The organism is Pseudomonas sp. WSY_20, from assembly GCF_043104335.1.
GTDB classification, from domain to species: Bacteria; Pseudomonadota; Gammaproteobacteria; order Pseudomonadales; family Pseudomonadaceae; genus Aquipseudomonas; species Aquipseudomonas parafulva_B.
Map to the genome: position 1 here is coordinate 130343 of NZ_JBICKP010000030.1, position 11330 is coordinate 141672.

Here is an 11330-nt window from a genome sequence, read left to right on the forward strand (position 1 = left end):
AGTCGTTTCAGAAAAACTACTACAGCGAAAAAAGTGGCCGGATTATGCCAGAAACGCCCAAAAAAAGTAGGCCCCTCCTGTCAGAACCGAGCTTTTGCGCAATTCGACAGGAGAATCTCCTGTAGTGAAACGTTTCAGTGAAGAGTTTCTGAGGCAGAGTCCGTGCCGCCGCCCGCAAAGAGCTGTGCGACATCGCTGGCATCGAAGAAATACCGCTCATTGCAGAACTGGCAGTCGATCTCCACCGTACCCCCGCATTCCTCTACCAACGCCTTGGCATCGGCTTCACCCAGGCTTACCAGCGCATTGCCGGAACGCTCGCGCGAGCAGCTGCAGTTGAAGCGCAGAGGCTGGACGTCGAACAGGCGCACGGCATCTTCGTGGTACAGGCGGTGCAGCAGGGTTTCGTTGGCTTCGGCCCACTCTTGCGGCTTGAGGGTCTTGGCCAGGGCCACTACATGCTGCCAGCTGTCTTCACGTTCCTCGTCGTCGGGCTGACGGTCGCGCGGCAGCTGCTGCAGCAGCAGGCCACGGGCCTTGCCCGCCTCGGCGTGCAGCCAGAACCGAGTGTTCAGCTGCTGGGATTGCACGAAGTAATTGGTGAAGCATTCCGAGAGGTCGGCACCGTCGAGCTCGACAGTGCCCTGGTAGCGCTGGCCCCTGACCGGATCGATGGTCAGCGTCAGGTGCCCGCCTGGCATCAGATTGGACAGGGTGGCATCGGCTGCAATCTGGTCGGCCTCGTAGCGGGCCATGCCGCGGATGTCTCGGTCCCCGGAGCACTCGACCATCAGCAATGGAATAGGCCCTTCCGAGCGCGCCTGCAGGATCAGCAGGCCGTCGAACTTGAGGGCACCGACCAGCAGCGCGGTGGCGGCCATCAGCTCGCCGAGCAAGGTCTTGACCGGCGCCGGGTACTCGTGACGCGCCAACACCGCGGCGTAGCTGTCATCGAGAGACACCCACTCGCCGCGCACATCGCGCTCGTCGAAGATGAAACGTTGGGTGAAATCTGTATCTGGCAAATCGCTCATGGTTGTCTGGCTATCTGAAAATAATGACAAGATAATTGCCGGGATTTGCAATCCCGTCGTCGAGCGTTTCGGGCGCTCATTCCCGTTAGGAGATCGAGGTATCTTATGGACAATCGACCACTGTTCCAAGCGAGGTGGTCCTGGGGGCCATTGGTAGCCTGTACGCTACTGCCCATCGCACTACTGTGTTTCTGGTTATGGCCTGTTGGCCAGATGCTGTGCCTGACATTCGACGAATGGCTGTTCCACAGCCTCAACGCACCGCTGGCTGAAAGCACCGCCTGGCGCTACATCTGGACCATTGGCAGCCTGCGCCCGTTCGACATCGTCGTCGGCCTGATCCTGCTGGCCACGCTGATCCGGGGCGACTGGGTATTCAAGGCCGCCCAGGTTCGCCAGGCATTTTTCGGCTTTCTGGTCACGCTACTGCTCTTAGTGGTGATTCGAGCACTGTTTTCCAAGTGGGTCGACGCTGCCGGTTGGCAACACAACAGCCCATCGATGATGCTCGATGGCGCCGTGCACCTGAGTGACTACTACCCACACCTGGAGGCAACCTGGGAGCTCAAGGACCGTTCCAGCAAGAGCTTCCCGGGCGATCATGCTTCAGTACTGCTCATCTGGGCGCTGTTCATGAGCGTCTTCAGTCGCCGCGTCGGGCAGTACCTGGTGATCTGGGGGCTGGCGGTGCTGTTCATGCTGCCACGCCTGGTCGCTGGCGCACACTGGGGCCAGGATGATTACATCGGCGGCCTGTTGATGGCGGTGCTGGCACTGGGCTGGAGCCTGTATACGCCCCTGGCGGCCAGAAGCAGTGCTGCGCTGGTGCGCTGGACCGCCCCGCTGTTCAGGCTGCTGGGCAGGTTGCCGTTGGTCGGTCGGATGGCCGTGCTGCGCTAAGCCTGGGCCGCCTCGCGGCCCCGGCTACTCGAAGCTTCCGTGCAATTGATGTATCTGGCGGCGCTGCTTCTTGGTCGGCCGCCCATCGGTGGTGACACCGGTGGCACCGGCCTTGCGCAGCGCCGCAGCCTGCTCGCGCCGGCGCACGCTTTCTTCGGTTTCTTCATACAAAGCCTGCGCTTCAGGCGCACCGCGGCGCACCGCCGACAGCGCCTTTACCACCACCGTGCGCTCGTCGAAGCCCGTACGCAGGACGAATTCATCGCCCACCCGCGGCTCCTTGCCCGGTTTGCATCGCTCGCCACGGCAATGCACCTTGCCACTTTCGATGGCCGCCTTGGCCAGCGCACGCGTCTTGTAGAAACGCGCCGCCCACAGCCATTTGTCCAGGCGAACCTTGTCGTCATCTTCGACTTTCTGTGCCATCCCGATACCTCGAATTCCGTGATTGGGGGAACTGTACTACCGTAAGCATCGGATGCAAAAATTCCCCGCCATGCTTACAGTTCACTCTCTCATCCGCTGGGTGCGTTTCGTGAAGACATTTGATCATCTGACTGTAATTGGCCTGCGGGAATGGGTAGCCTTGCCCGAGCTGGGCGTGGCAGGGCTACGCGCCAAGATCGACACCGGCGCCAGCACCTCCAGCCTGCATGCCACCGAGATAGAACCTTTCGAACGCAATGGCCAGCCGTGGGTCCGATTCACTGCGCACCTGGGTTCGATCGTGCAATTGCGTCACCGCCGCTGCGAGGCGCCGCTGGTGAGCATGAAAACCATTCGAAGCTCCAATGGCCACGCCCAAACCCGTTATGTCATTCGCACCACGCTCGCGTTGGGTGACAGGGTATGGGCCGTCGAATTTACCCTGGCTTGCCGCAAGAGCATGCGTTACCGCCTGTTGCTGGGTTCCAAGGCCCTGATTCATGGCCAGTTGGTCGTCAATCCGGGCCTGAAGTACGTACAAGACAAACCTGCCTTTCCGGCCACCCACACTACCTTGACAGGTGCTGCATGAAGATCGCTGTGCTTTCGCGTAATCCGCGTCTGTATTCCACCCGCCGCCTGGTCGAAGCCGGTACCCAGCGTGGTCACGAGATGGTGGTGATCGATACCCTGCGGGCCTATATGAACATCGCCAGCCACAAGCCGCAAATTCACTACCGCGGCAAGCCACTGGAGGGGTTCGATGCAGTCATCCCGCGCATTGGTGCCTCTGTCACTTTCTATGGCTGCGCTGTGCTGCGCCAGTTCGAAATGATGGGGGTGTACCCGCTCAACGAGTCGGTCGCCATCGCACGTTCGCGCGACAAGCTGCGCTCGTTGCAATTGCTGTCACGCCGCGGCATTGGCTTGCCGGTAACTGGCTTCGCCCATTCGCCTGATGACATTCCGGACCTGATCCAGATGGTCCACGGCGCCCCGCTGGTGATCAAGGTCCTCGAGGGCACCCAAGGCATTGGCGTGGTGCTGTGCGAAACCACCAAGGCAGCCGAATCTGTGATCGAAGCCTTCATGGGGCTCAAGCAGAACATCATGGTCCAGGAGTACATCAAGGAAGCCGGTGGCGCTGATATCCGCTGCTTCGTGGTGGGTGACAAGGTGATCGCGTCGATGAAACGCCAGGCCAAACCCGGCGAGTTTCGCTCCAACCTGCACCGTGGTGGGGTTGCCAGCCTGATCAAGATCACCCCGGAAGAGCGCATGACGGCCATTCGCGCAGCCAAGGTAATGGGCTTGAGCGTGGCCGGCGTCGACATTCTGCGCTCCAACCACGGCCCACTGGTGATGGAGGTCAACTCGTCACCGGGGCTGGAGGGCATCGAGGTGACTACCGGCAAGGACGTAGCCGGCATGATTTTCGAACACCTGGAGAAGAACGGCGGGCCCAACCAGACCCGAACCAAGGGCAAGGGCTGATCGCCCCGCTGGCTGCCTACCAGGCCAGCCTGCTTCCTCGGTGGCTGATCGGCCCCTGGAAGCACGCCAGTGCCAGACTTGCGATCAGACAGCGTTGCGCGGCAATAGCAGCCCCAAGGGTAACCGTACCCGCGCTTCGATACCGCCCCCAGAACGATTGCGCAGCTCGACGTTGCCGCCATGCTGGGCGGCGATTCGCTTGACGATGGCCAGGCCCAGCCCGGTGCCTTTGCCGCCTCGGGCACGGTCACCCCGAATGAACGGGTTGAAGATGGTCTCGAGCTCGGATTCGTCGATTCCTGCCCCTCGGTCAAGCACGCTCAGCACCACATACGGGGCGCTTTCGTCCCCCGAGACATAGGCTGCAACCTCGACGCCCTTGCCCGCATGGTGCAGGGCATTGCCAATCAGGTTGCCCAACATGCGCTTGAGCGACACCCGGCGCAATGGAAACGGCGGTATGGGCTCCAGGCACAAGCGAACACGTTCCTCGGGCTGGTTGTAGGGTGCGACCACTTCACGCACCAACGCGCCAAGATCGACTTCTTCGATGGGCTCGTCCCGCCCGTCGCGAATGAACGCCAGGAACTGGTCGAGAATGGCGTCCATGTCTTCGATATCGCGCACCATGTCGTCGCTCAGCTCACTGTCGCTGCCGAGCAAGGACAGTGAAAGTCTCAGCCGGGTCAGCGGGGTGCGCAAGTCGTGGGAGACGCCAGCCAGCATCAACTCGCGCTCGCGCCCGGCTTGCTCGACATCCTCGGCCATCTGGTTGAAGGCTTTGTACACCTCGGTCATTTCGCTGGGCGTGTCGCTGACCGGCAGGCGCACACTGCGCCCCTGGCCAAGCTGGCGCGCGGCGAACACCAGGCGTTTGAGCGGCTGGTTCAACTGACGCACGAATATCCAGGCTGAGGCAGTGGACAGCAAGCCAATGGCCAGGAACCAGCCCAGCACGTTCCAGATTTTCTGCCCGCGCAACGGGTGGGGATACAACGGCACTTTCAGCCAGCCCGGGCCCAGGCTGGGCGCGTTGACCCATAAGGCAGGCGGTGCATGGATGCGCAGCCGTACCTCGGTGTCCTCGCCAAGCTCGGCCTGCATCTGCCGTTGGTAGATTTCGCTGTAGGGCCAGTGCTGCTCGCCCTCCGGTACGCCAGCACCGGTTACCCGGATCAGGCCTGCCGCCTCGGCGATCTGGTCACGGTTCTCTTCATCGGCCGCCCAATAGGCGCGCAAGGTCAATGCCACGCCGTGGCTGTACTGCCGATCGACCAAAACGTCCTCGTTCATCAGCAGGTAGACCAGGGTCAACGCCTTGGAGAACAGGACGACGATCAGCACCAGCCACAAGGTGCGCGCGAAGAAACTCTGCGGAAACCACAGCGGCGTCTTCATCTAGGCAGCAGCGTCATTTGCCGGCGTTTCCATCCGGTACGAACACATAGCCCACACCCCATACCGTCTGGATGTAGCGCGGTTTGGACGGGTCTGGCTCGATCATGCGGCGCAGGCGCGAGATCTGTACGTCGATGGAGCGCTCCAGCGCATCCCATTCACGCCCGCGTGCCAGGTTCATGAGTTTGTCGCGGGTCAACGGTTCGCGAGCATGCATCACCAGGGCCTTGAGCACGGCGAATTCGCCCGTGGTGAGCATGTGCACCTCGTCGCCACGCTTGAGTTCGCGAGTGGCCAGGGACAGCTCGTAGTCGCCGAAGGTGACCGACTCGTCCTCGCTGCCCGGCGCACCGGGTACCGAAGGTGCCTGGCGGCGCAGCACGGCCTTGACCCGGGCCATCAGCTCGTCGGGGTTGAACGGCTTGCCGAGGTAGTCGTCGGCGCCCAGTTCCAGGCCCTTGATGCGGCTGAGCTCGTCACCTTTGGCCGTGAGCATGATGATGGGGATCTGATTGTTCTGTTGGCGCAGGCGCTTGCAGGCGGACAAGCCGTCTTCGCCCGGCAGCATCAGGTCGAGCACCACCAGGTTGAACACTTCACGCTGGAGCAGGCGGTCCATCTGCTCGGTGTTGGGGACCGCGCGGGCACGATAACCCTTGCTGGTGAAGAAACGTTCAAGCAGGCTGCTGAGCCCTGGATCGTCGTCGACGATCAGAATTTTTTCACCTTCAGCGGTAGTTGGCGTGCCGGTCATGAATTACTCCTCTGGTATCGCTGCGCATTATGGCGTAGCCGCTGCAACGCGTGCCGTGAGCATTGTTAGCAGATTTTTCCCGGGACGCCACTTCCAACTGGCGCCAGGCCATCACCGCAAGCCGTTTGCGATGGGTATAATGCGCCGCTTTCATCCAGCGCCGCCGGGCGAAAGGCCCACCGGCGACTCCGTATTCAAGAACGTCAGGTGGTTTACATGGACAGCATCAACAGCCGTATCGCCGAGGAACTGGGCGTACGCCCACAACAGGTCGAGGCGGCCGTGGGCCTGTTGGACGAAGGCTCTACCGTGCCTTTCATCGCCCGTTACCGCAAAGAGGTGACCGGCAGCCTGGACGACACCCAGCTGCGCCACCTGGAAGAGCGCCTGCGCTACTTGCGCGAACTCGACGAGCGCCGCATCAGCATCCTTGCCAGCATCGAGGAGCAAGGCAAGCTGACGCCGGAACTGGCGCGCGAGATCAAGCTGGCCGACACCAAGACGCGCCTCGAAGACCTCTACCTGCCCTACAAGCAAAAGCGCCGCACCAAGGGCCAGATCGCCCTGGAAGCTGGCTTGGGCGAGCTGGCCGACAGCCTGTTCGCCGACCCGTCCCTGGCCCCGGAAAGCGAAGCGGCGCGCTTTGTCAGCGCCGACAAGGGCGTGGCAGACGTCAAGGCTGCGCTGGAGGGAGCCAAATACATCCTCATGGAGCGTTTCGCCGAAGATGCAGCCCTGCTCGACAAACTGCGCAGCTTCCTCAAGCAGGAGGCGGTGCTCAGCGCGCGCGTGGTGCCCGGCAAGGAAGAAGAAGGCGCCAAGTTCCGCGACTACTTCGCCCATGACGAGCTGCTGCGCAGCGCGCCGTCGCACCGCGCGCTGGCGATCTTCCGCGGGCGCAACGAAGGCGTGCTCAGCGCCTCGCTGAAAGTGGGCGAAGAGCTGCCGGGTACCCTGCACCCGTGCGAATTGATGATCGGTGAGCACGTCGGCATCGAGAACCGCGGCCGCGTGGCCGATAAATGGCTAGGCGAAGTGGTGCGCTGGACCTGGAAGGTCAAGCTCTACACCCACCTGGAGACCGACCTGTTCGGGGAACTGCGCGACAATGCCGAGGGTGAGGCAATCAACGTCTTCGCCCACAACCTGCATGATCTGCTGCTGGCAGCGCCTGCTGGTCCGCGCGCCACACTGGGCTTCGACCCTGGCCTGCGCACAGGCTGCAAGATCGCCGTGGTCGATGCCACTGGCAAGCTGCTCGACTACACCACTGTGTATCCCCATGCACCCAGAAACGAATGGGACCGCACGCTTTCGGTGATGGCTGCGCTGTGCGCCAAGCATTCGGTCGAGCTCATCGCTATCGGCAATGGCACCGCCAGCCGCGAGAGCGACAAGCTGGTGGCTGACCTGGTCAAGCAGTACCCTGCCCTGAAGATCACCAAGGTCATGGTCTCCGAAGCCGGCGCCTCGGTGTACTCGGCATCGGAGCTGGCGGCTCGGGAATTCCCCGACCTGGATGTATCGATCCGTGGCGCGGTCTCAATTGCACGTCGCCTACAGGATCCACTGGCCGAGCTGGTCAAGATCGATCCCAAGTCCATCGGCGTGGGCCAGTACCAGCACGATGTCTCGCAAGTGAAGCTCGCACGCGGCCTCGACGCCGTCGTCGAGGATTGCGTGAACGCCGTCGGCGTGGACGTGAACACCGCGTCGGTCGCCCTGCTCACGCGTATTTCGGGCTTGAACACGACCCTGGCACAGAACATCGTGGCCCACCGTGATGCCAACGGCCCGTTTGCCACCCGTGCGGCCTTGAAGAAGGTCAGCCGGCTGGGTGAGAAGACCTTCGAGCAGGCCGCAGGCTTCTTGCGCGTGATGAACGGCGACAACCCGCTGGACGCCTCTGCCGTGCACCCCGAGGCTTACCCGCTGGTGCAGCGCATCGCTGCCAATACCGACCGGGACATCCGCTCGCTGATCGGGGACAGCAGTTTCCTCAAGCGCCTGGACCCGAAGAAGTTCACCGACGAAACCTTTGGCCTGCCCACGGTGACCGACATCCTGCAGGAACTGGACAAGCCTGGCCGCGACCCGCGCCCGGAGTTCAAGACGGCCACCTTCCAGGACGGGGTCGAGGACCTCAAGGACCTGGAGCCTGGGATGATCCTGGAAGGCGTAGTGACCAACGTCACCAATTTCGGCGCGTTCGTGGATATCGGCGTGCATCAGGATGGGCTGGTGCACATCTCGGCGCTGTCGGAAAAGTTCGTCAAGGACCCACGCGAAGCGGTCAAGGCTGGCGATGTGGTCAAGGTCAAGGTCATGGAAGTGGACATTCCGCGCAAGCGTGTTGGCCTGTCCATGCGCATGAGCGACACGCCGGGCGAAAAGGTCGAAGGCAACCGGGGTGGCGGACGTGGCCAGGGGGGTGGCCGTCAGCAACCGGCGCCCCGTCAGCGCGAGACCGCCACTGCAGCGCCGGCCAACAACGCCATGGCTGCCCTGTTCGCCAACGCCAAGCAGTTGAAGAAGAAGTGATGGACGTGGCGCCGGAGTACGTACAAAGCGCCTTCAGCCAACTGCTGGGCTGCAGCCTGCAACGCCTGGAAGCGGGCGTTGCCGAGGTAAGCCTGGCGGTGGCGCCGCACCTGCGCAACCGGGGCCAGAAGCTTCATGGCGGGGCAATCTTCAGCCTGGTGGACATCGCCATGGGGCTGGCCTGCTCGTCCAGCCACGGCTTCGAGCAGCAGAGCGTCACCCTCGAATGCAAGATCAACTACCTGCGCGCCGTCAGCGATGGCGAGGTGCTATGCACCGCTCGGGTATTGCACGCAGGGAAGCGCACGCTGGTGGTCGACGCTGACGTAGTTCAGGGCGACAAGCTGGTGGCCAAGGCGCAAGGAACCTTCGTCGCTCTCTAGCTCACAAAGCACTATCTGCGGTAATTTCGGCAGTGCGCGCGCACTGCTGGGGCCGCGGTAAACCAGGCGACAACGCCCGTTCCCTTCCACCTACCCTTGTAGACCGTCCTCTCTACCCCCATATTGGGGCGACTGACGCGTGAAGGAATACATCTTGAGCACACTCCTCAACCGCCGCCTGAGCTTGCTCGGCGCCAATCTCCCCTTGCTCAAGCAGTGTCTGCACGGCATTGAGCGCGAATGCCTGCGCGTGACAGACAGTGGCCGTCTGGCCCAGACACCGCACCCTGAAGCACTAGGCGCGGCGCTGACCAACGAACAGATCACCACCGATTATTCCGAATCACTGCTTGAATTCATCACCCCCGCGCTGCCTGACGCCGCTGCGGTGCTGGAAAACCTCGAGCAGATTCACAGGTTCGTCTATACCAAGCTTAGCGATGAGTACCTGTGGAGCCCGTCGATGCCGTGTTCGCTGCCGGCTGAAGAAGATATCCCCATCGCCGAGTACGGCACCTCCAACATCGGCAAGCTCAAGCATGTCTATCGCAAGGGCCTGGCCCTGCGCTACGGCCGCACCATGCAGTGCATCGCCGGCATCCATTACAACTTCTCGCTGCCCGAGGCCCTGTGGCCATTGCTGCGCGAAGCCGAAGGCAGCACTGAGAACGAACGGGATTACCAATCGGCCGCCTACATTGCCTTGATCCGCAATTTCCGTCGCTACAGCTGGCTGCTCATGTACCTGTTCGGCGCCTCGCCCGCCTTGGACAAGGGCTTTCTGCGGGGTCGCGCCCATCAGCTCGAAGAGCTCGATGGCGAAACCCTCTACCTGCCCTACGCCACTAGCCTGCGCATGAGCGACCTGGGCTACCAGAGCAATGCCCAGGCGGGCCTGACGCCCTGCTACAACAACCTGGCCAGCTATACCGACAGCCTGCGCAAGGCGGTGGGCACGCCGTACCCACCCTATGTGGAGGTTGGCACCCATGTCGATGGCGAGTGGGTACAGCTGAACACCAACATTCTGCAAATCGAGAACGAGTACTACTCCAACATCCGTCCCAAGCGGGTGACCTACTCAGGCGAGCGCCCAATCCAGGCGCTTACCTCGCGCGGGGTGCAGTACGTGGAGGTGCGCTGCCTGGACATCAACCCGCTCCTGCCGGTGGGCATCGACCTCACCGAGGCACGCTTTCTCGATGCGTTTCTGCTGTTCTGCGCGCTGGACGACAGCCCGCAGCTCAACAACAACGAATGCAGCCAGTGCACCAGCAATTTCCTGAGCGTGGTCAAAGAAGGCCGGCGTCCAGGCCTGAAGTTGCAGCGTGATGGGCAGCCTGTACCTCTCAAAGACTGGGCCAGCGAGTTGATTGCTCAGATCGGTCAATTGGCCAACCTGCTCGACCAGGCCCAGGGCGGAGATGATCACGTGCAGGCCCTGCAAGCCCAGCAGGCGAAAGTCGACGACCCTGAGCTGACCCCATCGGCCCAGGTGTTGGCGCGCATGACCGAGCATGACGAGAGTTTCATCGCGTTCTCGCTGCGGCAAAGTCGTCTCCACGCCCAGACACTGCGCGAGCAGCCCCTGAGCCCCGACCAGCAGCAGGCCTTCGAAACACAGGCGCGCGAGTCCCTGGCCAAGCAATCCCAGATGGAACAGGAAGAAGTGGGCGAGTTCGACACCTTCGTGGGCGCCTACCAGGCCAGTATCCTGGCAATCAGCAACTGATGACCCGCAACACCTCAGCGCGCAAGCCACGCGCCAGCAGCCAGGCCCGGATCGAAGCGATCCTGGCAGCTGCCCGCGAGCTCCTGGCAGAGGGCGGGGTGGCTGGCCTGTCGATCTACAGCGTGGCCGAGCGCGCGCAAATCCCGCCGTCGTCGGTCTACCACTTCTTCGCCAGCGTGCCTGCGCTGCTCGAAGCCCTGACTGCTGACGTTCACCAGGCATTTCGCGAAGCCCTCAGCGCGCCCATCGATAGCAGCGCGCTCACCACTTGGCACCAGCTGTCCCGGCTGATCGAACAGCGCATGCTGGACATCTATCATCAGGACGCCGCGGCCAGGCAGCTGATTCTGGCCCAGCATGGGCTCAGTGAAGTGGTGCAGGCCGACCGCCGGCACGATATGGAACTGGGCGAACTGATGCACCGCCTGTTCGACCGGCACTTCCAGTTGCCGAGCCTGCCAGACGATGTACACGTGTTCGCCCTGGCCATGGAGCTGAGCGACCGGGTCTATGCCCGGTCGATGCAGTTGTTCGACCAGATCACCCCACGCATGGCCGAAGAAGGCATGCGTGTGTTCGAAGCCTATATGTCCCTCTATCTGCCGCCCTTCCTGCCACCGCGCAAGGCGAGCTGAACCTATACATCTACCACCGGCTGAACCATCGCG

General features: G+C 62.4%; 11 protein-coding genes. 7 read left to right on the forward strand and 4 right to left on the reverse strand.

Annotated features, from left to right (window positions below; genetic code table 11):
- Positions 1 to 134: 134 nt before the first annotated feature.
- A complete protein-coding gene (hslO, locus tag ACF8E5_RS09125; RefSeq protein ID WP_058604728.1) occupies positions 135 to 1034 on the reverse strand; it encodes an Hsp33 family molecular chaperone HslO in 900 nt (299 codons plus the stop codon).
- A 105-nt stretch (positions 1035 to 1139) separates the two neighbouring features.
- Between hslO and ACF8E5_RS09130 the strand changes: the two genes are divergently transcribed.
- Positions 1140 to 1934 carry a phosphatase PAP2 family protein gene (locus ACF8E5_RS09130; protein ID WP_197844585.1) on the forward strand — a complete coding sequence of 265 codons (795 nt, stop codon included), beginning with the start codon at positions 1140 to 1142 and terminating at the stop codon, positions 1932 to 1934.
- 24 nt (positions 1935 to 1958) lie between these two features.
- Here the strand turns inward: ACF8E5_RS09130 and ACF8E5_RS09135 are convergent, their stop codons facing one another.
- On the reverse strand, positions 1959 to 2360 hold the full coding sequence (locus ACF8E5_RS09135; RefSeq protein WP_027914118.1) for an RNA-binding S4 domain-containing protein: 402 nt from the start codon (positions 2358 to 2360) through the stop codon (positions 1959 to 1961).
- A 109-nt stretch (positions 2361 to 2469) separates the two neighbouring features.
- On the opposite strand from ACF8E5_RS09135, the gene ACF8E5_RS09140 reads away from it, so the two are divergent.
- Positions 2470 to 2952 (forward strand): ATP-dependent zinc protease, encoded by a 483-nt coding sequence (locus ACF8E5_RS09140; RefSeq protein WP_023535750.1) that lies wholly within the window; start codon positions 2470 to 2472, stop codon positions 2950 to 2952.
- Entirely contained in the window at positions 2949 to 3854 is a 906-nt protein-coding gene (gene rimK / locus ACF8E5_RS09145) for a 30S ribosomal protein S6--L-glutamate ligase (protein ID WP_027914119.1), read from the forward strand. Before ACF8E5_RS09140 ends, rimK begins: the two co-directional genes overlap by 4 nt.
- 84 nt (positions 3855 to 3938) lie before the next feature.
- On the opposite strand, the gene ACF8E5_RS09150 is transcribed toward rimK, so the two are convergent.
- Together ACF8E5_RS09150 and ompR are read right to left on the reverse strand one after the other, a co-directional pair.
- Positions 3939 to 5252, reverse strand: a complete 1314-nt coding sequence (locus tag ACF8E5_RS09150; RefSeq protein WP_392475177.1) for an ATP-binding protein — start codon at positions 5250 to 5252, stop codon at positions 3939 to 3941.
- Between the two features lie 13 nt (positions 5253 to 5265).
- A complete protein-coding gene (gene ompR, locus ACF8E5_RS09155) occupies positions 5266 to 6006 on the reverse strand; it encodes a two-component system response regulator OmpR (protein ID WP_058637080.1) in 741 nt (246 codons plus the stop codon).
- 216 nt (positions 6007 to 6222) lie between these two features.
- On the opposite strand from ompR, the gene ACF8E5_RS09160 reads away from it, so the two are divergent.
- From ACF8E5_RS09160 to ACF8E5_RS09175, 4 genes are all read left to right on the forward strand, one after another.
- Complete coding sequence (locus ACF8E5_RS09160; protein ID WP_058637079.1) at positions 6223 to 8547, forward strand: Tex family protein; 2325 nt, start codon at positions 6223 to 6225, stop codon at positions 8545 to 8547.
- Positions 8547 to 8930, forward strand: a complete 384-nt coding sequence (locus tag ACF8E5_RS09165) for a PaaI family thioesterase (protein WP_058637078.1) — start codon at positions 8547 to 8549, stop codon at positions 8928 to 8930. The genes ACF8E5_RS09160 and ACF8E5_RS09165 overlap by 1 nt, the downstream gene beginning before the upstream one ends.
- Before the next feature lie 139 nt (positions 8931 to 9069).
- Positions 9070 to 10662: a glutamate--cysteine ligase gene (gene gshA / locus ACF8E5_RS09170; RefSeq protein ID WP_058637077.1), complete on the forward strand. Its 1593-nt coding sequence runs from the start codon at positions 9070 to 9072 to the stop codon at positions 10660 to 10662.
- A complete protein-coding gene (locus ACF8E5_RS09175; RefSeq protein ID WP_196185993.1) occupies positions 10662 to 11297 on the forward strand; it encodes a TetR/AcrR family transcriptional regulator in 636 nt (211 codons plus the stop codon). Before gshA ends, ACF8E5_RS09175 begins: the two co-directional genes overlap by 1 nt.
- Positions 11298 to 11330: the final 33 nt, after the last annotated feature.

Excerpts from the sequence above, each read along its gene's own strand:
- hslO (WP_058604728.1), bottom strand. The coding sequence starts at position 1,034 with ATGAGCGATTTGCCAGATACAGATTTCACCCAACGTTTCATCTTCGAC.
- ACF8E5_RS09130 (WP_197844585.1), top strand. The coding sequence starts at position 1,140 with ATGGACAATCGACCACTGTTCCAAGCGAGGTGGTCCTGGGGGCCATTG.
- ACF8E5_RS09135 (WP_027914118.1), bottom strand. The coding sequence starts at position 2,360 with ATGGCACAGAAAGTCGAAGATGACGACAAGGTTCGCCTGGACAAATGG.
- rimK (WP_027914119.1), top strand. The coding sequence starts at position 2,949 with ATGAAGATCGCTGTGCTTTCGCGTAATCCGCGTCTGTATTCCACCCGC.
- ACF8E5_RS09150 (WP_392475177.1), bottom strand. The coding sequence starts at position 5,252 with ATGAAGACGCCGCTGTGGTTTCCGCAGAGTTTCTTCGCGCGCACCTTG.
- ompR (WP_058637080.1), bottom strand. The coding sequence starts at position 6,006 with ATGACCGGCACGCCAACTACCGCTGAAGGTGAAAAAATTCTGATCGTC.
- ACF8E5_RS09160 (WP_058637079.1), top strand. The coding sequence starts at position 6,223 with ATGGACAGCATCAACAGCCGTATCGCCGAGGAACTGGGCGTACGCCCA.
- ACF8E5_RS09165 (WP_058637078.1), top strand. The coding sequence starts at position 8,547 with ATGGACGTGGCGCCGGAGTACGTACAAAGCGCCTTCAGCCAACTGCTG.
- ACF8E5_RS09175 (WP_196185993.1), top strand. The coding sequence starts at position 10,662 with ATGACCCGCAACACCTCAGCGCGCAAGCCACGCGCCAGCAGCCAGGCC.